This is a genomic window from Streptomyces sp. NPDC025806 (genome assembly GCF_055558275.1).
This window is the reverse complement of record NZ_JBVHMU010000006.1, coordinates 127,499-149,522: the sequence shown is the minus strand read 5'-3', so window position 1 is coordinate 149,522 and position 22,024 is coordinate 127,499. Positions and strand designations below refer to the sequence as shown.

Below are 22,024 nucleotides of genomic sequence, written 5' to 3'. Positions count from 1 at the left end.
CATCCTGGCCACATGGCTGAGAGCACGTTTTCGAAGATCGCGTGGACCGAGTTCCGCCCCGACCAGCGGCGCCTGGCCGCCGGCGCCGCACTGACCGGCCTCGGCATGCTCACCGCCGCGGCGGGGATCGGCGTACTCGTCTACGAACTCGCCCGCGCGGGCCGCACCTGGACCGGGGCCTGGGAGGTACCGCCCACCGAGATGGCCTCCCGGGCCTTCCACCACGCCCAGGCGGCAGCCCAGAGCGCCGCCCAGGCCGGCAGAACCACCTGGCAGACCTACCAGGAGACCAACAGCACACCGTAAGCCCGACACCTCCGTCGCAGGGCGCGAACAATCCGCCCCTGGGGCGCACGAAGTGCGCCTTCAGGGGCGCGGGGCTGTGTCCGTTCAGCAACTCCGTCGCGGGGCGCGAGCAACCACGACGGCGCGGCAGTCGGCAGACCTCGGGACCGGGCAGACGCCACCCCGCACCCGGTCCGGAAAACGCCCGTGGGCGGCACCCCCCGAAGGGAGTACCGCCCACAGGTCAGACCGACCTGAGCCCGGAAGAGCGGCTCAGAAGTCCATGTCACCGCCCGGCATGCCGCCCGGAGCAGCCGCAGAGGCCTTCTCCGGCTTGTCGGCGATGACGGCCTCGGTGGTGAGGAAGAGCGCGGCGATGGACGCGGCGTTCTGCAGGGCGGAACGCGTGACCTTCGCCGGGTCGAGGATGCCCTCGGCGATCATGTCGACGTACTCACCCGACGCGGCGTTCAGACCGTGACCGATGGGAAGGTTGCGCACCTTCTCCACGACGACGCCACCCTCGAGACCACCGTTGACGGCGATCTGCTTGAGCGGGGCCTCCAGGGCGAGCTTCACGGCGTTGGCGCCGGTCGCCTCGTCACCCTCGAGCTCCAGCTTCTCGAAGACCGCGGAGGCCTGGAGGAGGGCCACGCCACCGCCGGCGACGATGCCCTCTTCGACGGCCGCCTTCGCGTTGCGAACGGCGTCCTCGATGCGGTGCTTGCGCTCCTTGAGCTCGACCTCGGTGGCCGCGCCCGCCTTGATGACGGCCACGCCGCCGGCGAGCTTGGCGAGGCGCTCCTGGAGCTTCTCGCGGTCGTAGTCCGAGTCGCTGTTCTCGATCTCGGCACGGATCTGGTTGACGCGACCCTGGACCTGGTCGCTGTCACCGGCGCCGTCGACGATCGTCGTCTCGTCCTTGGTGATGACGACCTTGCGGGCGCGGCCGAGCAGGTCGAGACCGGCGTTCTCCAGCTTGAGGCCGACCTCCTCGGAGATGACGGTGCCACCGGTGAGGATGGCGATGTCGCCGAGCATGGCCTTGCGGCGGTCACCGAAGCCCGGGGCCTTGACGGCGACGGACTTGAAGGTGCCACGGATCTTGTTGACGACCAGGGTCGACAGGGCCTCGCCCTCGACGTCCTCGGCGATGATCAGCAGCGGCTTGCCGGACTGCATGACCTTCTCGAGCAGCGGAAGGAGGTCCTTCACGTTGCCGATCTTCGAGTTGACGATGAGGATGTACGGGTCGTCGAGCGACGCCTCCATGCGCTCCATGTCGGTGGCGAAGTACGCCGAGATGTAGCCCTTGTCGAAGCGCATACCCTCGGTGAGCTCCAGCTCCAGACCGAAGGTCTGGGACTCCTCGACGGTGATGACGCCTTCCTTGCCGACCTTGTCCATGGCCTCGGCGATGAGCTCGCCGATCTGGGTGTCGGCGGCGGAGATGGAGGCCGTGGAAGCGATCTGCTCCTTGGTCTCGACATCCTTGGCCTGCTCGAGCAGGGCGGCGGAGACGGCCTCGACGGCCTTCTCGATGCCACGCTTGAGGGCCATCGGGTTGGCACCGGCGGCCACGTTGCGCAGGCCCTCGCGGACCAGCGCCTGGGCGAGGACGGTCGCGGTCGTCGTGCCGTCACCGGCGACGTCGTCCGTCTTCTTCGCGACCTCCTTGACCAGCTCGGCGCCGATCTTCTCGTACGGGTCCTCGAGCTCGATCTCCTTGGCGATGGACACACCATCGTTGGTGATCGTGGGGGCGCCCCACTTCTTCTCGAGGACGACGTTGCGACCCTTGGGGCCCAGGGTCACCTTGACGGCGTCGGCGAGCTGGTTCATGCCGCGCTCGAGGCCGCGCCGTGCCTCCTCGTCGAACGCGATGATCTTGGCCATGTGAAGTGGTCCTCCCGGACGGGGTGGAAAAGCAAGCAAACGGACCGTGCCGGCGCCCGCGACGGACGGCCTGCACACCTTGTGGTTCCTTGCCCCACCCGGCGCGCGAGCCTCACTGGCCCGATCCAAGTTCTGTCACTCTCACTCGGAGAGTGCTAAGCCCAATGATTAGCACTCGCCCCATGCGAGTGCAAGCGGCTACCACAGATCTGCGCCTGCGCGCGCCACCCCGCCCCGCCCCCGGGCAGCACGAAGGGCCCGCGCCCCCGATCGGGGACACGGACCCTCGTGTCGTACGAAGCTTGCGGTCAGACGCGCGCGCTTCAGCCGGCGGCAAGCCGAACCATGTCGGCCTGCGGCCCCTTCTGGCCCTGCGAGATCTCGAACTCGACCCGCTGACCCTCTTCAAGGGTGCGGTATCCGTCCATCTGGATGGCGCTGTAGTGGACGAAAACATCCGCACCACCGTCGACCGCGATGAAGCCGTACCCCTTCTCCGCGTTGAACCACTTGACGGTGCCCTGAGCCATGCCTAACTCCCCTATTACTGGCCCTTGCGCGAGTCCACACTTCGCGGACCCGGGTCAGACCTCACGCCCCAAAGGGTTGGGGGTGTGCGCCGGAACGCGTCGACCGCGGCCGAATGTATCTGCCCAACTGCCCTCTGCAACAGGTCAATCGGACGAGAATTCTGAGCACGCACGATCGGGGAAACCGGGCCAACTCACCGGATCCCAGGGCAAGTCGGGTCGAATAAATGCCGTAAAAGGCCCGAATGGGCGGGGCACTTTGGCTGCTTCTCGTCGGGATTCGCTCAAGAACTCATATGCGTCCGTCATGCACCACGGACGGGAGCGGAGCAGCTTCCCCAACTGTACCCCGCTCAACCCTGCAGAATTGCCCCCTCCGCTTCTCTCGCGGAGGGGGCAATTCTGGTAACTCTGGGTAAGTCAGGGAAATCCCGGACGGTCGAGGCGATCAGCCGCCGGCGACCGCGGGAATGATCGAGACGCCGGCGCCGTCCGGCGTCACGGTCTCCAGCCCCTGCTCGAAACGGACGTCGTCGTCGTTCACGTACACGTTCACGAAACGGCGCAGCTTGCCCTGGTCGTCGAGCACCCGGGCGGCGATCCCCGTGTGGTTCTTCTCCAGGTCGGCGATGACGTCGGCGAGGGTCGCGCCCTCGGCCGGCACCTCGGCCTGCCCGCCCGTGTAGGTACGGAGAATGGTGGGGATCCGGACGTTGACACTCATGGGTTCACCTCGGCTGTTCTTCGGCAAAAGGAGTGGGGCGGGGAACTACTCGGCGAGACCGGCGGACCGGAACGCGTCGAGACTCGGCCGGATCGTCGCCGTGGCCTGAGAGCTCTCCGCGACGGCGTCCAGCGTCTTCAGACCGTCACCCGTGTTCAGCACGACAGTCGTCAGCGACGGGTCGATGAGGCCCGCCTCGATGAGCTTCTTGGTGACACCGAGCGTCACACCGCCGGCGGTCTCCGCGAAGATGCCCTCGGTCCGCGCGAGCAGCTTGATCGCGTCGACGACCTGCTCGTCGTTCACGTCCTCCACGGCGCCACCGGTGCGGCGCGCGATGTCGAGAACGTACGGCCCGTCGGCCGGGTTGCCGATGGCGAGCGACTTCGCGATCGTGTTCGGCTTCTGCGGGCGGACGACGTCGTGGCCGCCCTTGTAGGCAACGGAGACCGGCGAGCAGCCCTCGGCCTGGGCACCGAAGAGCTTGTACGGCTTGTCCTCGACGAGGCCGAGCTTGATGAGCTCCTGCAGACCCTTGTCGATCTTCGTGAACTGCGAACCGGACGCGATCGGGATGACCAGCTGGTCCGGGAGCTGCCAGCCGAGCTGCTCGCAGATCTCGTAGGCGAGCGTCTTGGAGCCCTCGCCGTAGTACGGGCGCAGGTTCACGTTGACGAAGCCCCAGCCCTCGCCCAGCGGGTCGCCGATGAGCTCGGAGCAGAAGCGGTTCACGTCGTCGTAGTTGCCCTCGATGGCGACGAGGTCACCGCCGTAGACACCGGCCATGACGACCTTGCCCTGCTCCAGGTCGTGCGGGATGAACACGCAGGAGCGGAAGCCGGCGCGGGCGGCGGCGGCGCCGACGGCGCCCGCCAGGTTGCCCGTGGAGGAGCAGGAGAGGGTGGTGAAGCCGAAGGCGCGGGCGGCCTCGATGGCCTGGGCGACGACGCGGTCCTTGAAGGAGTGCGTCGGGTTGCCGGAGTCGTCCTTGACGAACAGCTTTCCCTGCTCGACGCCGAGTTCACGGGCCAGGTTGTCGGCCTTGACCAGGTGGGTCCAGCCCGGGTTCAGATTGGGCTTCTCGGCGACGTCGGCCGGGACGGGCAGCAGCGGGGCGTAGCGCCAGATGTTCGCGGGGCCGGCCTCGATCTGCTTGCGGAGCGCCTCGGGGTCGCCGACGGGAAGGTCGTACGCGACTTCCAGAGGCCCGAAACACTCGACGCAGGCGAAGATCGGGCCGAGCTCGAACTTCGCACCGCACTCGCGGCAGGAGAGGCCCGAGGCGGGACCGAGGTCCACGGTCTTCCCGGCGTTCGCGGAGGGGGTGGTTCCGGTGGCGACAGTCTGTACAGCCATGAGAGGCGAGGCCCTTTCTCCTCATCTTCCTCACGACGCATCTCGCCGTGAGACGGATTTGGCACCTTCCCTAGCCGGGAGCCTCGCGATGGACAGTTGCGGTGTCCTACGAGACCGGCTGGAGGGTTGCCGGGGCTTCAACGGGCCGTATCCCTCTGCCCCTCTGGATGAGCGGTATTCGATTGTTGAGCGCGGCTCACGGTGACCCCGGCATGCGGTGGTCCCCGGCCTTGTTCAAGACTGTAACCGACGGCTCGGGCGCTTGAGATAGTCGTCCGAACCGCGAGATGGATCACAAATCGTCCCGCACCACCACGCGGAGTGAGGAGCAGCCGACCGTGCTGGAAGAGGTAGAGCGCTGGCTGGGCGAGCGCTCCTGGTCCGTGGCGGACCGGCCGCCGCACCAGCTGATCGCCGCGAAGCGCGCGTCGGGGCAGACCGTGAGTGTCGTGCTGCCCGCGCTCGACGAGGAGGCGACGGTCGGCCAGATCGTGTCCGTGATCCGGCGTGAGCTGATGACGGAGGCGGTGCCGCTGGTCGACGAGCTGGTGGTGGTGGACTCCGGGTCCACGGACCGGACCTCCGAGGTCGCGGCGGCGGCCGGCGCGCGGGTCGTGCACCGGGACGCGATCCTGCCGCGGATCCCGGCCCGGCCCGGCAAGGGCGAGGTGCTGTGGCGCTCGCTCCTCGTGACCTCCGGCGACATCGTCTGCTTCGTCGACGCGGACCTCAAGGAGTTCTCCGCGGACTTCGTGTCCGGAATCGTCGGGCCGCTGCTCACCGACCCGGACGTGCAGTTCGTGAAGGCGATGTACGACCGGCCGCTCGGTACCGAGTTCGATGAGCCCGCCTCCGGCAGGACCGCGGGACAGGGCGGCCGGGTGACCGAGCTGGTGGCGCGGCCGCTGCTCAATCTGCACTGGCCGCGGCTGGCCGGTTTCGTGCAGCCGCTCGGCGGCGAGTACGCGGCCCGCAGATCGCTGCTCGAACAGCTGCCGTTCCCGGTCGGGTACGGGGTCGAGCTGGGGCTGCTCGTGGACGCGCTGCACACGGTGGGCCTGGACGCGCTCGCGCAGGTCGACGTGGGGGTCAGGAAGCACCGGCACCAGGACGGGCAGGCGCTCGGCCGGATGGCGGCGGCGATCTACCGCACGGCGCAGCTGCGGCTCGCGCGCGGGCATCTGGTGCGGCCGGTGCTGACCCAGTTCGAGCGCGGCGACAAGGGCTTCGAGCCGCGTACGCACGACGTGGACACGGAGGAGCGGCCTCCGATGGCGGAGATCGACGAGTACCGCGAGCGCCGGGTGGCCTGAACGTCGGGTGGCGTGAGCGTCGTTACGTTTGAGGGTTTCCGGGGCGGGCTAGCGTGCCCGTATGGCTTCCACTCCTGGTGCTGCTGAGGTTCTTGTCGCGTCCAACCGGGGCCCGGTCTCGTACGTCGTCGGGGACGACGGCGCGGTCACGGCCAAGCGGGGCGGGGGCGGGCTCGTGTCCGCGCTCAGCTCCGTCGACGACAAGCTGTGGGTGTGCGCGGCGCTCGGCGACGGGGACCGGGAGGCGGTGCGGCGCGGGATCACCGAGCCGGGTGTGCGGATGCTGGACATCGATCCGGAGGTGCACGCGGCGGCGTACAACGGGATCGCGAACTCGGTGCTGTGGTTCGTGCACCACATGCTGTACCAGACCCCGCTGGAGCCGTCGTTCGGGCCGGAGTTCCGGCGGCAGTGGGCGGCGTACGAGGAGTACAACCGGGCGTTCGCCCGGGCCCTCGCGGACGGGGCGGCGCCGGGTGCGACCGTCGTGGTCCAGGACTATCACCTGGCCCTGGTGCCGGGCATGCTCCGCGAACTCCGCGGCGACCTGCGCATCGGGCACTTCTCGCACACGCCGTGGGCGCCCGTCGACTGGTTCCGGATGCTGCCGGACGACATCGCGGAGCAGCTCCTGCGCGGGATGCTCGGCGCGGACCGGCTGGGCTTTCTGACCCGGCGCTGGGCGGACGCGTTCACGGAGTGCTGTACGCGGATCGTGGGCGGGCCCGGCGGTACGGAGATCGGGGTGCACGGGCTCGGGGCCGACGCGGAGTTCCTGCGGGAGCGGGCGCACCGGGAGGACGTCGAGGAGCGGCTCGCGGCGCTGCGGGAGCAGGTGGGCGCGGGGCGCAAGGTCGTGGTGCGGGTGGACCGCACGGAGCTGTCCAAGAACATCGTGCGCGGGCTGCGGGCCTTCGAGCTGCTCCTGGAGACGCGGCCGGAGTGGCGCGAGCGGGTCGTGCATCTCGCGTTCGCGTATCCGTCGCGGCAGGACCTGGAGGTGTACCAGGAGTACACGGCGGAGGCCTCCTGGGTCGCGGCGTCGATCAACTCCCGTTTCGGTACGGAGGGTTGGACGCCGGTCGTGCTCCACGTGAAGGACGACTTCGCGCGCTCGCTGGCGGCGTACCGCATGGCCGACGTCGCCCTGGTCAACCCCATCCGCGACGGCATGAACCTCGTCGCGAAGGAGATCCCGCTCGTCGCCGAGGGCGGGTGTGCGCTGGTGCTCTCGCGGGAGGCGGGGGCGTACGAGGAGCTCGGGGACGCTGCGATCGGGGTGAACCCGTTCGATGTGAGCGGGACCGCTGCCGCGCTCGGGGCGGCGCTGGACATGCCGGACGCGGAGCGCTCGGAACGGGCCGAGCGCTTGGCGGCAGCGGGTTCTTCGTTGCCGCCCGCGCAATGGTTCCTCGACCAATTGGATGCCCTGCGCGCCGGGTGAGCGCGGCGCGGATTCCCGCCGTAGGGGCCGGCGATCGTCGCCAGGTGTCGGCCGGTGGGGCTTCTCGCGCAGTTCCCCGCGCCCCTGAAGGCACACTCCGTGCACCCCAGGGGGCAGCTGGCTGTGCCGCGACGACGCCCCGCCGTAGGGGCAGACGATTCGTCGCCAGGCGCCGGCCGGTGGGGCTTCTCGCGCAGTTCCCCGCGCCCCTGAAAGGCACACTCCGTGCACCCCAGGGGACCGCCTTCTAGGCGGCGCCCAGTTCCCTGGCCAGGGAGTTCAGGAAGGTGGCCACTCCGGCGGGGCCCGGGACGGTCAGGTCGGCTCGGGTGGCCAGGTCGGGGACCTCTTCGCTGGCGCTGCAGACCAGGAGGCCCGGGGTGCCGTTCGCGCGGAGTTTTTCCACGGCGGCGTACGCGGGGAGGTCGCCGAGGTCGTCGCCGGCGTAGAGGACCGATTCGGCGCCCGTCTCGCGAACGTACTCGGTCAGGGCCACACCCTTGTCGACACCCGGCGGGCGGAGTTCGAGGACGAGGCGGCCGGGTTCGACGACGAGGCCGTGGCGGGCGGCGAGGGCGGCGAGCGGGGCGCGGAGGGTGTCGAAGGCGGCCTGGGGGTCGGGGGCGCGGCGCGTGTGGACGGCGACGGCGCGGCCCTTCTCCTCGACGTACGTGTCGTGCCACAGGCCGGCCGATTCGAGCACCCCGGGCAGTTCGGAGCGGACTCCGGCGACTCCGGGGTGCGGCGCGGGCGCGTGCACGGTGCCGGTGACGGCGTCCCAGCGCTCGGCGCCGTAGTGGCCGAGGACGACGAGGTGTTCGAGCCCGGGCACTCCGGCGAAGCCTCCGTGGCGGACGGCGACGCCGGCGGGGCGTCCGGTGATGACGGCGACGGAGGCGACGCGGGGCGCGAGGGCGGCGAGCGCGGGGACGGCGTCGGGGTGGGCGCGGGCCTGCTCGGGGTCGGGGACGATCGGGGCGAGGGTTCCGTCGAAGTCGAGGGCGATCACGCTCCGCTCGGGGCGGGCGAGAAGCGCGGCCAGACCTTCACGGCCGGCGGCAGTCCGTGGGGCGTCCATAGGGGCGACCTTAGAGCCGTACGCCCGAGTACCGCACCCCGGCGATTTCCGGCCGCCGCGCCCGGCTCCCGGCTACCGCTCCGCGCGCCGCGATTCCCGGACCCGGCGCAGCCGGTTCACGGTCACGGGGGCGTACGCCAGCGCCCGCTCGTCGTCGGCGAGGGCGTTGAGGAGCTGGTAATAGCGCACGGGGGCGAGGTCGAGCTCCTCACGGATGGCCCGCTCCTTGGCCCCCGGCGACGGCCAGCTCCGCCCCTCGAACGCGAGCAGCGCCTTCTCGCGCTCCCCGAGTACGAGTATGTCGTCCATGCCCGCCACGCTACTCGGCGGACTCGGCCGCCGCCGCCTCGTTCTGGATCCGGCCGAGGACGGACGCGGGGCTGCCGTTCGGGCCGACGGTGGCGCCGATCTGCTTCTTGATCTCGGCGCTGATCTCGGGCCAGGACGTCTTGTTCGCCGGGTAGTACGTGGCGCCGGCGAGCTCGTCGATGAAGGGGCTGAGGGCCTTGTCCTGCGGGGCGTCGCGCATCTCGTCGGAGGCGGAGACGGTGACGGGCGCGACGGTGTACTCGCGGGAGAAGTCGAGGACGTTCTTCTCGCTGTAGACGAAGTCGAGGAACGCGCCGACCTCCTTGGCGTGGCCGCCTTCCTTGAAGGCCATCATCCAGTCGGTGACGCCCATGCGGCTCTTGGGGGTGCCGTCGGGGCCGGGGACGGCGACGTCTCCGTAGGCGACGCCCTTGGCCTTGGCCATGTTCATGAGGGTGGGGTGCCCGGAGAGCATGCCGACCTCGCCGTTGGCGAAGGCCTTGAAGGCGGGGGTGCGGTTGAGGCGCGCGGGGGCGGTGGGGCCGGTGAGTCCGGCGCCGACGAGGTCGTCCTTGAGCCAGTTCAGGGCGCGGACGTTCTGCGGGGTGTCGAGGGAGTACGAGCCGACGTTGTCGGTGTAGCCGCCGCCGTTGGAGAGCATCCAGATGAGGGTCTCGGCCTGGGCCTCCTCGCCGCCGAGCGGCAGCGCGAAGGGGTAGGTGACGCCCTTGGCCTTGAGGGCGCGGGCGTCGGCGACCAGCTGGGACCAGGTCTTCGGGGGCTCGATGTCGGCCTGCGCGAAGAGCTTCTTGTTGTAGAAGAGGCGGCGCGTGGAGGCGGCGAACGGCATGCCGTACTGGGTGCCGCCGACCTCGCCGGCCCGGCTCATCTCGCCGAGGAAGTCGGCCTGGACGGGCACGGAGAGCAGTTGGGAGACGGGGTAGAGCTGTCCGGCCGCCGCGTAGTCGGCGTAGGCGCCGACCTGGGCCATGTCGGGCGGGTCCCCGGCGTCGACCATGGCCTTGACCTTGGCGTCGACGTCTTCCCAGGAGTAGACCTCCACGTCGACGCGGACGCCGGGGTGGTCCTTCTCGTACGCGTCGGTCAGCGCGTCCCAGTACTTCTGCGAGGTGTTGTCCTCGGAGTCGCCGTAGTCGGCGGCGACGAGCTTCAGCGTCACGTCACCGGAGTCTGTGGCTCCGCACCCCGTGAGCAGCGACGACGTGGCCACTACGGCCAGTGCGGCCCCCGCGGTCAGGGCTGTCCTCCCCTTGCGCACTGCCGGTCCCCCACCCTGGTCGGTCGGCCCCGGGTCTCTCCCACGGCCCTCGGACAGAAGGTCTACACCACAGGCGGGCCGGATCGGAAACGCGCGTTCGGACGTCGGCCACACGGCCGTACGAGGGTACGCCCGAAAGCGGAGTTCATGATTCCTCAAGTTGTGGTTCTTTCATGGTTGTTGCGGGGACCGCGCCCCCTTATCGTGAGCGCGCTCCCAGACGATCTTGAACCGCCCCCGAGTGGGCGCCTTAGTGGACTAGACCTCTTATGGGTGGACGCGCGACACTGTCCCCCGTGAGACATGTCATCGCCCTGGACGTGGGCGGCACCGGAATGAAGGCCGCCCTGGTCGGGGCGGACGGCACGCTCCTGCACCAGGCGCGCCGCGCGACGCGGCGCGAGCGCGGCGCGGACGCGGTCGTCGAGACGATCCTCGGCTTCGCCGCCGAACTGCGCGCGTACGGCGAGGAGCACTTCGGCGAGAGCGCGGTCGCCGCCGGCGTCGCCGTGCCCGGCGTCGTCGACGAACAGCAGGGCATCGCGCTGTTCGCCGCGAACCTCGGCTGGCGGGACGTGCCCATGCGGACCCTGCTGAGCGAGCGGCTCGGCGGCATCCCGGTCGCCCTCGGCCACGACGTGCGCACCGGCGGACTCGGCGAGGGCCGGCTCGGCGCGGGCCGCGACGCCGACCGTTTCCTGTTCATGCCGCTCGGCACCGGCATCGCGGGCGCCATCGGCATCGACGGCCGGATCGAACCCGGCGCGCACGGCTCGGCGGGCGAGATCGGCCATGTCGTCGTGCGGCCCGGCGGGACGCCCTGCGGCTGCGGCCAGCGCGGCTGCCTGGAGCGCTACGCCTCCGCGTCGGCCGTCACCCTGGCCTGGCAGGAGGCGAGCGGCGACCCGCGGGCCACCGCCGCGGACTGCGCCCGGGCCGTCGACGCAGGAGACCCGCTCGCCGCGAAGGTCTGGCAGGACGCCGTGGACGCCCTCGCCGACGGACTGGTCCTCGCTCTCACTCTGCTGGACCCGCGCACCCTGATCATCGGTGGCGGTCTGGCCGAGGCCGGGGAAACCTTGTTCACACCCCTGCGGGCCGCGGTCGCCGAACGCGTCACCTTCCAGTCGCCCCCCACCATCGTCCCGGCCGTCCTCGGGGACACCGCCGGATGCCTGGGCGCGGGACTCCTCGCCTGGGACCTGCTCGCCACCACCGAGCACCCCGAGAGAGCCGAAGCCGACAGCACGGACAACACGGAGGTAACCGCCTGATGGCCACAGCAAAGGTGCTCGCCGGTGCCCGGGTGGTACTGCCCACCGGGACCGTCACCGACGGACGCGTCGTCGTCGACGGCACACGGATCGCCGGGGTCACCCCGGACGCCGCCGAGACGCTCGACCTGTCCGGCCACTGGGTGGTCCCCGGCTTCGTCGACCTGCACAACCACGGCGGCGGCGGCGCCTCCTTCACCTCCGGCACCGTCGACGAGGTCCTCAAGGGCGTCGCGACGCACCGCCTGCACGGCACCACGACCGTCGTCGCCTCCCTGGTGACCGGCGAGGTCGACTTCCTGACCCGGCGCGCCGGGATCCTCTCCGAGCTGGCCGAGCAGGGCGAGATCGCGGGCATCCACTTCGAGGGCCCGTTCATCTCCCCGTGCCGCAAGGGCGCCCACGACGAGACGCTGCTGCGCGACCCGGACCCGGCCGAGGTGCGCAAGCTGATCGACGCCGCGCGCGGCCAGGCCCGTATGGTCACGCTCGCCACCGAGCTGCCCGGCGGCATCGACTCGGTGCGCCTGCTCGCCGAGCACGGGGTGATCGCGGCGATCGGCCACACCGACGCCACCTACGAGCAGACGGTCGAGGCGATCGACGCGGGCGCCACCGTCGCCACCCACCTCTACAACGCGATGCCGGGCCTCGGCCACCGCGCGCCCGGGCCGATCGCCGCGCTCCTGGAGGACGAGCGGATCACCGTCGAGCTCATCAACGACGGCACGCATCTGCACCCGGCCGCTCTGGAGCTGGCGTTCCATCACAAGGGCGGCGAGAAGGTCGCGTTCATCACCGACGCGATGGACGCGGCGGGCTTCGGCGACGGGCGCTACATGCTCGGCCCGCTGGAGGTCGAGGTGAAGGACAGCGTGGCGCGCCTGGTGGAGGGCAACTCGATCGCGGGCTCGACGCTGACCCTGGACCGCGCGTTCAAGCGGGCCGCGACGATCGACCGGATCCCGGTCGAGGACGTCGTGCGCGCGATCTCCGCCAATCCGGCGCAACTGCTCGGCGTGTACGACCGGGTGGGCTCCCTGGAGCCCGGCAAGGACGCCGACCTCGTGGTCCTGGACGAGGCGTTCGACCTCAAGGGCGTGATGCGCAAGGGCGAGTGGCTGGTCGAGCCCGAACTGGCCTGACATCGTTGTTCGTTGCACCGGCCCTCGCCCCGAGGGCTGGGCCAACGGCCGCCTCTTTGGCATGATCGGCCCCCGTTACCGAAAGTACGCACGGCCGCGGCCCGTGCGCGTATCCGACGGGGGGTGAGGGCCGATGATCCTCACGGTCACGCTGAACACCGCACTCGACATCACGTACCGCGTCAAGGCGCTGCGCCCGCACGCCTCGCACCGCGTCACGGAGGTCGTCGAACGACCCGGCGGCAAGGGGCTCAACGTGGCCCGGGTGCTCGCCGCGCTCGGCCACGAGACCACCGTGACCGGCTTCGCCGGCGGCCCGACGGGCGCGCAGGTGCGCGACGGGCTGCGCGGCGCGGAGCGGGTGCGGGACGCGCTGGTGCCGGTCGCGGGGTCGACCCGCCGCACGATCGCCGTCGTCGACGCCACGACCGGCGACACGACCCAGCTCAACGAGCCGGGACCGCTGATCACCCCGGCCGAATGGGCCGCTTTCCAGGAGTCCTACGAGCGGCTGCTGCGCTCCGCGTCCGCGGTCGCCCTGTGCGGCAGCCTCCCGCCGGGCGTCCCGGTCGGCGCCTACGCCACCCTCGTGCGGGCCGCGCGCGCCGTGTCCGTGCCCGTGCTGCTCGACACCAGCGGGGAACCGCTGCGCCGCGGCATCGCGGCCCGCCCCGACCTCGTGAAGCCGAACGCGGACGAGCTGGCCGAGCTGACGGGCTCGCACGAGCCCCTCGGCGCGATGCGGGACGCCCGCAGGCGCGGCGCCCACAGCGTCGTCGCCTCACTGGGCGCGGAGGGCCTGGTCGCCCTCACCCCCGAGGGCGAGTGGCGCGCTCCGGCCCCCGACCGCCTGTCCGGCAACCCGACGGGCGCGGGCGACTCGGCCGTCGCGGGCCTGCTCAGCGCCTGGGTGGAGCAGCTGCCCTGGCCGGACCGGCTGGCCCGCGCCGTCGCCCTGTCGGCGGCCACCGTGGTGGCGCCGGTGGCCGGCGAGTTCGACCGCGCGACCTACGAGGACCTGCTCGCGAAGGTCACGGTGCGCGAGCGCGCCGAACAGGCCGGGTGACCTGCGGGAACGAACGACCCTAGCCGCGGGTCAGCCAGAGCCGGTCGAAGTTGGCGTTGCACTGGTTGCCCGTGTCGCAGGAGATCGTGATCGCGTTCGTCCCCTTGGTGAGCTGGACGATGGCCCACGTGTTCGTCCAGCCCTTCGCCCAGTCGCCTTCCTTGGCGCCCGCGAAGTTCTTCATGTTCAGCGGGCGCTGCTGCTTCGTCCCGTTGACGTCGATCGTCGCGTCGGAGTCCTCGCCCGGGACGCCGTAGTCGACGTGCAGCTTGTACTGGCCGTCCTTCGGGATGCCGCTGACCGTCCAGGTCAGGGCCGCGCCCTGCTGGCTGAAGCCCGCGACGTACTGGCCGCCCGCGGCCTTCGCGCCCGGCACCTCGGCGGAGATGGAGGTGCCACCGGCCAGCGTCAGCTTCTTGGCGTCGGTCTTGGGCAGGGGGCCCGGTTTGGCCGGCTGCTTCGACGGCTCCTGGCTGGGCTCGACCGACTGCGCCGGACCGCTCGACGGCTGACCGCCCGCCTCGCCGCCCTTGTCGTCCGTGTCCTTGCCGAGCATGGCCACGCCGATGCCGATGACGACGGCAGCCACGACGGCGACCGCGCCGATCAGCAGCGCCTTCGTGTTCGGACCGCCGGAGCCCCGGCCGCCGGAGCCGCGCCCGTGCGAGGCCGCCTGGGGCGGGCCGGGCTGCGACGGAGCACCGTGCATCGTCTCGGGCGCCTGGTAGTGCGCGTTCGGCTGGCCGTAGGCGGCAGTCTGCTGCTGCTGCGGGACCTGCTGCCCGTACTGGCGCTCGCCGACCGCGCGGACCTGGTTGTACGAGGTGCGGGGGGTGCGGGAGTTCGGGTAGCCGTAGCCACCGCCCCCGCCGTCCGGCGGGGTCGCCCCGGCCGCCTGACCGTCGGCGTACAGATAGCCGAACGGGTCGTCGCCCTCGGGCGTGGTGCTCGCGCCGTTGTTGCCGGGCGCCATCCCTGATCACTCCCTACACGTGTGCTTACCGGGGGAGCGTACCCGGTATGGGTCACCCCAAGGAGTGGCCTTGACCTCACCGAGACCGGTGGAGGCCGGGCGTCCCAGGTCAGCCCGCCCGCCTGTGCTGTTTGGCACGTGATCTTTTCTCCACGTACATCCGCTGGTCTGCGGACTGGAGCACTTCCTCGGCCGTCATCCCGCAGTGGGCCCAGCCGATGCCGAAGCTGGCGCCGACGCGCACGGCGCGGCCGTCCACCCGGATCGGGGGAATGATCGCGTTGCGCAGACGGACCGCGAGGTCCTCGGCGTCGGCGCGGCACAGCCCGTCGGCGAGCACCACGAACTCGTCGCCGCCGAGCCGGGCGACGGTGTCCCCGTCGCGGACCCCGCTGGTCAGCCGCCGGGCGACCTCGATGAGGACGGCGTCGCCCGCGTTGTGCCCGAAGCGGTCGTTGATCGACTTGAAGCCGTCGAGGTCGCAGAAGAGGACGGCGAGACCCTTGGTGCCGTCGTCGACGCCCTCACCGTCGGGGGCCACGACGTGGACGTGGTGGTCGAAGCCGTCGTACCCGTCGTACAGGCCGGAGGTGTGGGGGACGATCGCGCCGAAGTCGAAGCCGTGCCCGTTCGAGTCGACCGCCGCCTGGGCGCTCCGGTCCCCGTACGCCGCGTCGAGCGAGTCGACGGCGCTGGGCCGGCCGTCCTGCGGGCGGATGCACAGCCGGGCGCCGAGGCGGGCGCGCAGCTCCGCGGAGTTGGGCAGGCCGGTCAGGGAGTCGTGCGAGGCACGGTGGGCGAGGTGCAGCTCGCGCCGCTTGCGCTCCTCGATGTCCTCGACGTGGGTGAGCAGGAAGCGGGGGCCGTCGGCGGCGTCGGCCACGACCGAGTTGCGCAGCGAGACCCACAGGTAGGTGCCGTCGCGGCGGGCCAGGCGCAGCTCGGCGCGGCCACCCTCCGCGGAGGTGCGCAGCAGGGTGCCGATGTCCTCGGGGTGCACGAGGTCGGAGAAGGAGTAGCGGCGCATCGCGGAGGCGGGGCGGCCGAGGAGGCGGCACAGCGCGTCGTTCGTGCGCAGGATCCGGCCGTGCTGGTCGCCGCCCATCTCGGCGATGGCCATCCCGGAGGGCGCGTACTCGAAGGCCTGGCGGAAGCTTTCCTCGCTGGCGCGCAGGGCCTGCTGCTCGCGCTCCAGGCGGACCAGGGCGCGCTGCATGTTGGCCCGCAGCCGGGCGTTGCTGATCGCGATGGCGGCCTGGAAGGCGTACATCTGGAGGGCCTCGCGGCCCCAGGCGCCGGGTCGCCGCCCGTTGCGCGGGCGGTCCACGGAGATGACGCCGAGCAGTTCGCCGCCGGCGGCGCCCGTCGCGTACATGGGGGCGAAGAGGCGGTCCGCGGGGTGCCACTCGTCCTCGAAGCGGGGCGGCGGGCCGTCGGTGAACCACTGCGGGACGTCGTCCTCGTCGAGGATCCAGCCCTCGGTGTGCGAGATGAAGCGGAGCTCGCCCCAGGCCTCGCCCATCGCGAGCCTGCGGTCCCAGGAGGTGCGGGAGCCGACGCGGCCGGTGATCAGGGCCTCTGCGGTGGCGTTGCCGGAGAAGGCGGCGACGACCAGGTCTCCGTCACCGCGGACGAGGTTCACACAGGCCAGCTCGTAGCCGAGTCCGGTGACGACACCGTCGGCGACGGTCTGCAGGGTGTCGGCCAGGCTGCGGGCGGTGTTCATGTCCGCCATCACCTGGTGCAGCTGACGCAGGGTCGCAAGACGGACGTAGGGCTCCGACTCGGTCTCCATGCTCAGCTCTCCCCGAGACCTCGACAGCACTCCAGAATTCTCATCGGCTCTGTTCGCACGTGCAGCAGCACGTTCATTTCGCAGTGTCGACCGCCACTGAATCACAGCGAGCAGCTCACCCGGTACACAGGGTCAACAAAAAGGGCGCCCTGTGACTCAAGTCACAAGTGATCGACGTGGGTTGGACGATTGAACGGACGATGTGGTTCCGCCGGAAGCCCTCCGGTTCCACCAAAAGCCCTCCGGTTCCGCCGGGAGACCTAGGTCCTGGCTCGGACCGGGGTCCGATGCGGGGCGCCGTTCCGGGCGATTAGCGTCGTACGAGTGTTGAAGACTCCCCCTGCCGCACCCGTACCGCCCGCCCCCCGCGTCCCCGCCGGGCATGCTGAAGGCGTGACCCACGACGAGTTCCGCGCCGCCCTGTCCCGCCTGGCCGCGGGGGTCGTCCTGCTGACCGCGACCGAGCCCGACCTCGACCCGGACGACCCGGGCGCCCCGACCGGCGAGTACGCGGGCATGACCGCGACGGCCTTCATGTCCGTCTCGCTCGACCCGCCGCTCGTCCTCGTCTCGCTGCGCAACGACTCCCGGATGGACGACCTCCTCGACGAGCAGCCCCTGTGGGCGGTGTCCGTCCTCGCGGAGTCGCAGAGCCACATCGCGGGCCGGTTCGCCATGAAGGGGCGCCTCAGCGACCGGCTCCTCTTCGAGGACATCCCGTACGTGAAGGGGGAGCGGACGGGGGCGCCGCTCGTGGGCGGGGCGCTGGCGACGCTCGAGTGCCGTACGGAGCGGCGGGTTGTCGCCGGGGACCACACGCTGGTCATCGGCCGCGTCCTGAGTGCGGCCCTTCCCAGTGTCGAGGGGGGCCCGCTCCTGTACTTCCGGGGCCGGTACCGCCACCTGGGGTAGGGCGCGGGTTGCGCCTTCTCGTCTGCGGGGTGCCCTTGCCGGGCGGGTGCGGCTCCGGTGGGGGCTGGTCGCGCAGTTCCCCGCGCCCCTGAAATGCATGGCGCTTCGCGCCGCATTTCCCCGATGGGGCACCGCCCCCATGGAGATCGCGCACGAAGTGCGCATCTCCAGGGGCGCGGGGAACTGCGCGACCAGCCCCCACCGGGCCGCACCCGGCGACGAAACCGAAACTCGGCACACGCCGACGGGTCACCAGTCCCGAGCGGAGCGCCCCCTCTTGGTCTCGGCACGAGCCTTCTTCTCCCGCAGGCGGCGCTCGTTGATGCCGCGCGGAATCTTCGTGGGCCGGCGCGGCTTCGGCGGCGGCGCAGTGGCCTCGGAGAGCAGCGCGGCCAGCCGAACCGCGGCCGTCTCCCTGTTCCGCCACTGGGAGCGGTGCTCGGAGGCCCGCACGGAGAGCACCCCGCCCACCAGCCGGGAGGCGAGCCGCTCCAGGGCCCGCTCCTTCCAGACCGGCGGCAGCGCCTTCGTGGCGGCCAGGTCGAACTTCAGCTCCACCTGCGAGTCGCTGGTGTTCACATGCTGCCCGCCCGGCCCGGACGACCTGGAGAAACGCCAGACGAGCTCGGCCTCCGGAAGGACGACCGAACCGCGGATGGGATAAGGACCGGACATGCGTCCATGGTCGCGTGCGCGTACGGGCTCCGTCACCCGGTTTTCCCCGGTAAAGAAAGTAAAGAGACCTGGAACCCTCGGGTACCCCGGTTGCGTTCATAGGGGTACGAGTAGCTTCGGCTACGTACGCACGCGCACACGCGCAACTTAACGAGGGAAGGACTCCCACAATGGCAGTAAGCCTGTCCAAGGGTGGCAACGTCTCGCTCACCAAGGAGGCTCCGGGCCTGACCGCCGTCACCGTGGGCCTCGGCTGGGACGTCCGCACCACCACCGGCACCGACTTCGACCTCGACGCCTCGGCGATCGCCGTGAACCCGCAGGGCAAGGTCTACTCGGACGGCCACTTCGTCTTCTTCAACAACAAGCAGACGCCGGACCAGTCCATCGTCCACACCGGTGACAACCGCACGGGCGAGGGCGCCGGCGACGACGAGGCCATCGCGGTGAACCTGGCGGCGCTGCCCGCCGACGTCGACAAGATCGTGTTCCCGGTCTCCATCTACGACGCGGAGAACCGCTCGCAGAACTTCGGCCAGGTGCGCAACGCGTACATCCGCATCCTGAACCAGGCCGGTGGCGCCGAGATCGCGCGCTACGACCTCTCGGAGGACGCGGCCACCGAGACCGCCATGGTCTTCGGTGAGCTGTACCGCAACGGGGCGGAGTGGAAGTTCCGCGCCGTCGGCCAGGGCTACGCCTCGGGCCTCGTCGGCATCGCCCAGGACTTCGGCGTCAACGTCTGATCGGTCCGACCCGACGTACCTCGCTCCGCCGGGCGCGGAGCATCACCGGGCCCCCGGCACACGCGTGCCGGGGGCCCGGCGCGTGTCCAGCCCCGAAGAAGGGTCGGTCACAGCCCCGTACGGTCACACCCCGTACGGTCACGGCGCAGCGGCCCCGAGGCGAGCCCCGCCACCGCCGTGCAGGCGAGGAGCGCGGCGCATCCGGTGAGGGCGAGACCGGCGCCCGCGAGATCGGCGAAGGCGCCGAGCGCGGCGTTCATGAGGAGCAGCGCCAGGCTCTGGACGAGGACGAGCACGGCCTGCACGCGGGAGAGATGGCTCTCCGGCGCCGTCGCGAGGACCAGCGGTGCGATGTGCGCGGAGAAGATCCCGCTGCCCACGCCGACGACGAGCCCCGCACCGACGGCGGCCGGCGCCCCGGGCGCGAGCGCGAGGCCCAGCACACCGGCGGCGGCCGGCAGCAGCGCCGCCGCCGACAACAGCCCGGGCGGCCCGAGCGGCCCCCGCTTCACGACGACCAGGGCGCTCGCCACCATGCCGACGCCCTGCGCCCCGATCACCAGCCCGGCGACGGCCGCGCCCCAGCCCCGTTCCCGTACGAGGAGCGGGACGAGCAGCGCCATGACCGGCAGCAGGAAGCCCGCGGCGGCCCCGGTGAGGCACAGTCCGGGCCGCAGCACCGGGTGCGCGAACGCGATCCGTACGCCCTCCCCCGCCTGCCGGAGGATGCCGCCCGGGGCGCCCGTCCCGGTCGCCTCCGGACCCCGCGGACGGACGACGGCGAGGACGAGCAGCGCGCACGCGAAGGTGAGCGCGTTCACGAGCGCCGCGCCCACGAGGCCCGCGAGCCCGACCAGGACGCCGCCGAGCGGCCCGCCGCCCATGGCGATCAGCTGTCCGCCCGCCTGCCGCAGCGACAGGGCGCGCGGCAACTGCGCGTCGTCGGCGACGAGTCGGCGCGGCATGGATCCGGAGGCCGGCAGATAGAAGGCGTCGACGGTCCCGAGGGCGACGCCGGTCGCGACGAGCAGCCAGGGCGGCGTCCCGAGCCGGTACGCGACGGCGGCCAGGACCAGCGTGCCGACGAGCATCGCCGCGTCGCCCACGATCAGCACCCGGCGCGCGCTCACCCGGTCGCCGACCGCGCCGCCGACCAGGAGGAGCAGGACGCGGGGCAGCGTGATCGCGCTCAGCGCCAGGCCCGCGACGGCGCCGCCGTGCGCGGCGGCGGCCCAGCCGAGGGCGAAGGAGAAGACGGCGTTGCCGAGGAGCGAGACGAGGATGCCGCCGAGCCAGAGGAGGTAGGCCCGGGGCAGGGCGGCCGGGGCCTGGGGACGCACACCCCGGTCGGTGGTGTCAGTCCTCAAGGCGGACGGGCATGAGGAGAGAAAAGGTGCCCTCGTCGTCGGGGCGGCGGATCGTCACCGGCGCGGTGGGGGCGGCGAGTTCGAGGACCAGCCGGTCCCGGCCCCCGGCGGCCAGCGCGTCCAGGAGGTACGCCCGGTTGACCGCGACGCACTCCGCGTCGTTCTCCCCCTCGGCGCACAGGCTCACGGTGCCGTCGTCCGCCACGCGGAGCACGCTGAGCTCGTGCTCCCCGGCCTCGTCGAACCGTACGGGGCCGGCCTCCAGGGCCGTGCGGAAGGCGGCGACGTCGACGAGCGCGCGGCGCCCTCCGCCGGGCGGGAGCAGCCGCCGGTAGTCGGGGAAGTCGTGCTCGACGGCCCGCCCGGCCGTCTGCCGGTCCCCCGCCTCCAGCGCGACGCGGCCGTCCTCGACGGTGAGCCGCACCGGGGCGTCGCCGACGGACAGGGCGCGCATCGCGTCGGCGAGCGCGGCGGGCACGACGACCTGCGTGCGGCCCCCTTCGTGCCCGGTGACGGCCGCCCGCGCGACGGCCATCCGGTACCGGTCGGTGGCGACGGCGCGCAGCCCGTCGCCCTCGATGTCGAACAGCACGCCGCCCAGCACGGGCAGTTCACGGTCGGCGCTCACGGCGAACCGGACGGCGTCGACGGCCTCCGCCAACCCCCGCGCGGCCAGGGTCACTTGCGTGCGTGCGGTGCCGACGGTCGTCGTCGTGGTCGGGTCCATGGAGTTCTCCCTCGATGCGAGCAGTGACCGGAGTGCGGAGAACTCCTCGCGTGCCGTCGCGAGCCCCTGTTCGAGCCGGCGCAGGTGCGCGTCGAGCAGCTGCCGTACGAGATCGGAGTCGGCGCCCGACCAGCCGGCCGTCACCAGCCGGATGTCGGCCAGCGGCATCCCGGCCCGGCGCAGCCTGGCGAGCAGCCGGGCCTCGTCGAGCTGGCCGTCCGTGTACCAGCGGTACCCGCTCACCGGATCCACCCAGGCCGGGACGAGCACGCCCGCGCGGTCGTAGAACCGCAGGGCACTCACCCCGAGCCCGCTCTCCCGGCCCACCTCACCAATGCTGCGCATGTCGCTCTCCACACCGGGGACTCTGGGCCCTGCACCAGGTCGAGGGTCAACCCGGGCCCGGCACCCCCTTCTATCCCGTCGCGCTAACCCGTCAGCGCCAGCCGCACCGCGAGACCCGCGATGAGCACCGTCGACGCGCACGCGGTCACCAGCCGGCCGCGGGGGCCGGTGAGGCCGCGGCCGAGGAGGGCGCCGCCGGCCGCGAGCAGGAGTTGCCAGCTGGCGGAGGCGGTGAACGCGGCGAGCGCGAACAGGGCGCGTTGCCCGCTCCCGGTGACGGTGTCCGTGTCGCCCAGGACGAGGGCGGTGAAGTAGACGACGGTCATGGGGTTGAGGAGCGTGATGCCGAGGAGGCCGAGGTAGGCACGGGCGGGTGCGAGGCCCGCGGGCCCGTCCCGGCCGGGGTCGCCGCGCCGCCGGAGCGCCGTCACCGCCGTGTGCGCGGCGAGGGCGAGCAGGACGACGACGGAGCCCCAGCGCAGCGGGGTGCGGATGCCTTCGACGAGCGGGGTGAGGGCCGCGCCGCCGCCGACCGCCGCGACGGCGTAGAGGCCGTCGGCGGTGGCGACGCCGAGGGCCGCGCAGGCGCCCGTCCGCAGGTCGGTGCGGGCGGTCAGGGACACGAGGTAGGCCGACACGGCGCCGACCGGTACGGCGATCCCGTACCCGGCGAGCAGCCCCGCGACCAGTGCCCCGCTCACGCGACGGGCGGGATCGGCCTCCGCCCCGGGCGCGCCTGCTGCTGTCGCCGCGCGGTGGTCGCGGCGGACAGGGGGCGCGGGGTG

The 22,024-nt window shown here is 71.9% G+C and carries 21 protein-coding genes and 1 riboswitch; of the genes, 8 read left to right on the top strand and 13 right to left on the bottom strand.

All coding sequences use genetic code 11. The annotated features are described in order from the left end of the window. The first annotated feature begins 12 nt into the window (after nucleotides 1–12). A complete protein-coding gene (locus ACZ4E1_RS16150) occupies nucleotides 13–306 on the top strand; it encodes a hypothetical protein (RefSeq protein ID WP_467539733.1) in 294 nt (97 codons plus the stop codon). A gap of 252 nt (nucleotides 307–558) precedes the next feature. Here ACZ4E1_RS16150 and groL read toward each other — a convergent pair whose 3' ends face one another. From groL to thrC, 4 genes are all read right to left on the bottom strand, one after another. After that, nucleotides 559–2,181, bottom strand: a complete 1,623-nt coding sequence (gene groL / locus ACZ4E1_RS16145; RefSeq protein ID WP_467539732.1) for a chaperonin GroEL — start codon at nucleotides 2,179–2,181, stop codon at nucleotides 559–561. A gap of 323 nt (nucleotides 2,182–2,504) precedes the next feature. Further along, the gene (locus ACZ4E1_RS16140) at nucleotides 2,505–2,711 is read right to left on the bottom strand and encodes a cold-shock protein (protein ID WP_005486335.1); all 207 of its coding nucleotides are present in this window, start codon (nucleotides 2,709–2,711) and stop codon (nucleotides 2,505–2,507) included. A gap of 448 nt (nucleotides 2,712–3,159) precedes the next feature. Continuing rightward, nucleotides 3,160–3,435 carry a MoaD/ThiS family protein gene (locus ACZ4E1_RS16135; RefSeq protein WP_399130495.1) on the bottom strand — a complete coding sequence of 92 codons (276 nt, stop codon included), beginning with the start codon at nucleotides 3,433–3,435 and terminating at the stop codon, nucleotides 3,160–3,162. Between the two features lie 45 nt (nucleotides 3,436–3,480). Then, entirely contained in the window at nucleotides 3,481–4,791 is a 1,311-nt protein-coding gene (gene thrC, locus ACZ4E1_RS16130) for a threonine synthase (RefSeq protein WP_467539731.1), read from the bottom strand. Nucleotides 4,792–4,809: 18 nt separating this feature from the next. After that, nucleotides 4,810–4,965, bottom strand: a riboswitch (SAM riboswitch). A gap of 164 nt (nucleotides 4,966–5,129) precedes the next feature. On the opposite strand from thrC, the gene ACZ4E1_RS16125 reads away from it, so the two are divergent. Both ACZ4E1_RS16125 and ACZ4E1_RS16120 read left to right on the top strand, forming a co-directional pair. After that, entirely contained in the window at nucleotides 5,130–6,104 is a 975-nt protein-coding gene (locus tag ACZ4E1_RS16125; protein ID WP_467539730.1) for a glucosyl-3-phosphoglycerate synthase, read from the top strand. A 61-nt stretch (nucleotides 6,105–6,165) separates the two neighbouring features. Next, on the top strand, nucleotides 6,166–7,548 hold the full coding sequence (locus tag ACZ4E1_RS16120) for an alpha,alpha-trehalose-phosphate synthase (UDP-forming) (protein WP_467539729.1): 1,383 nt from the start codon (nucleotides 6,166–6,168) through the stop codon (nucleotides 7,546–7,548). Between the two features lie 247 nt (nucleotides 7,549–7,795). On the opposite strand, the gene otsB is transcribed toward ACZ4E1_RS16120, so the two are convergent. The 3 genes from otsB to ACZ4E1_RS16105 all read right to left on the bottom strand — a co-directional run bounded on the left by otsB (nucleotide 7,796) and on the right by ACZ4E1_RS16105 (nucleotide 10,214). After that, on the bottom strand, nucleotides 7,796–8,626 hold the full coding sequence (gene otsB, locus ACZ4E1_RS16115) for a trehalose-phosphatase (protein ID WP_467539728.1): 831 nt from the start codon (nucleotides 8,624–8,626) through the stop codon (nucleotides 7,796–7,798). Nucleotides 8,627–8,698: 72 nt separating this feature from the next. After that, nucleotides 8,699–8,935: a DUF3263 domain-containing protein gene (locus ACZ4E1_RS16110; RefSeq protein ID WP_467539727.1), complete on the bottom strand. Its 237-nt coding sequence runs from the start codon at nucleotides 8,933–8,935 to the stop codon at nucleotides 8,699–8,701. Nucleotides 8,936–8,945: 10 nt separating this feature from the next. Next, nucleotides 8,946–10,214, bottom strand: coding sequence for an ABC transporter substrate-binding protein (locus ACZ4E1_RS16105; protein WP_467539726.1), 1,269 nt, complete (start codon nucleotides 10,212–10,214; stop codon nucleotides 8,946–8,948). A 296-nt stretch (nucleotides 10,215–10,510) separates the two neighbouring features. Between ACZ4E1_RS16105 and ACZ4E1_RS16100 the strand changes: the two genes are divergently transcribed. The 3 genes from ACZ4E1_RS16100 (at nucleotide 10,511) to ACZ4E1_RS16090 (ending at nucleotide 13,699) form a co-directional block, all read left to right on the top strand. Continuing rightward, on the top strand, nucleotides 10,511–11,488 hold the full coding sequence (locus tag ACZ4E1_RS16100; protein ID WP_467539725.1) for an ROK family protein: 978 nt from the start codon (nucleotides 10,511–10,513) through the stop codon (nucleotides 11,486–11,488). After that, nucleotides 11,488–12,633 carry an N-acetylglucosamine-6-phosphate deacetylase gene (gene nagA, locus ACZ4E1_RS16095; protein ID WP_467539724.1) on the top strand — a complete coding sequence of 382 codons (1,146 nt, stop codon included), beginning with the start codon at nucleotides 11,488–11,490 and terminating at the stop codon, nucleotides 12,631–12,633. The genes ACZ4E1_RS16100 and nagA overlap by 1 nt, the downstream gene beginning before the upstream one ends. 133 nt (nucleotides 12,634–12,766) lie before the next feature. Continuing rightward, nucleotides 12,767–13,699 carry a 1-phosphofructokinase family hexose kinase gene (locus ACZ4E1_RS16090; RefSeq protein WP_467539723.1) on the top strand — a complete coding sequence of 311 codons (933 nt, stop codon included), beginning with the start codon at nucleotides 12,767–12,769 and terminating at the stop codon, nucleotides 13,697–13,699. 19 nt (nucleotides 13,700–13,718) lie between these two features. Here ACZ4E1_RS16090 and ACZ4E1_RS16085 read toward each other — a convergent pair whose 3' ends face one another. Together ACZ4E1_RS16085 and cdgB are read right to left on the bottom strand one after the other, a co-directional pair. Continuing rightward, nucleotides 13,719–14,672, bottom strand: a complete 954-nt coding sequence (locus ACZ4E1_RS16085; RefSeq protein ID WP_467539722.1) for a carbohydrate-binding protein — start codon at nucleotides 14,670–14,672, stop codon at nucleotides 13,719–13,721. Between the two features lie 109 nt (nucleotides 14,673–14,781). Continuing rightward, nucleotides 14,782–16,467 (bottom strand): diguanylate cyclase CdgB, encoded by a 1,686-nt coding sequence (gene cdgB, locus ACZ4E1_RS16080; RefSeq protein ID WP_467539721.1) that lies wholly within the window; start codon nucleotides 16,465–16,467, stop codon nucleotides 14,782–14,784. Nucleotides 16,468–16,794: 327 nt separating this feature from the next. Between cdgB and ACZ4E1_RS16075 the strand changes: the two genes are divergently transcribed. Continuing rightward, nucleotides 16,795–17,379, top strand: coding sequence for a flavin reductase family protein (locus tag ACZ4E1_RS16075; protein ID WP_467539968.1), 585 nt, complete (start codon nucleotides 16,795–16,797; stop codon nucleotides 17,377–17,379). Nucleotides 17,380–17,628: 249 nt separating this feature from the next. Here ACZ4E1_RS16075 and arfB read toward each other — a convergent pair whose 3' ends face one another. After that, nucleotides 17,629–18,054: an alternative ribosome rescue aminoacyl-tRNA hydrolase ArfB gene (gene arfB / locus ACZ4E1_RS16070; protein ID WP_467539720.1), complete on the bottom strand. Its 426-nt coding sequence runs from the start codon at nucleotides 18,052–18,054 to the stop codon at nucleotides 17,629–17,631. 170 nt (nucleotides 18,055–18,224) lie between these two features. On the opposite strand from arfB, the gene ACZ4E1_RS16065 reads away from it, so the two are divergent. Continuing rightward, complete coding sequence (locus ACZ4E1_RS16065) at nucleotides 18,225–18,800, top strand: TerD family protein (protein ID WP_399130507.1); 576 nt, start codon at nucleotides 18,225–18,227, stop codon at nucleotides 18,798–18,800. A 107-nt stretch (nucleotides 18,801–18,907) separates the two neighbouring features. Here ACZ4E1_RS16065 and ACZ4E1_RS16060 read toward each other — a convergent pair whose 3' ends face one another. The 3 genes from ACZ4E1_RS16060 to ACZ4E1_RS16050 form a co-directional block, all read right to left on the bottom strand. Continuing rightward, a complete protein-coding gene (locus ACZ4E1_RS16060; RefSeq protein ID WP_467539719.1) occupies nucleotides 18,908–20,140 on the bottom strand; it encodes an MFS transporter in 1,233 nt (410 codons plus the stop codon). Nucleotides 20,141–20,156: 16 nt separating this feature from the next. Continuing rightward, entirely contained in the window at nucleotides 20,157–21,239 is a 1,083-nt protein-coding gene (locus tag ACZ4E1_RS16055) for a DNA polymerase III subunit beta family protein (RefSeq protein WP_467539718.1), read from the bottom strand. An 83-nt stretch (nucleotides 21,240–21,322) separates the two neighbouring features. Beyond that, entirely contained in the window at nucleotides 21,323–21,940 is a 618-nt protein-coding gene (locus ACZ4E1_RS16050; protein ID WP_467539717.1) for a LysE family transporter, read from the bottom strand. Nucleotides 21,941–22,024 lie beyond the last annotated feature (84 nt).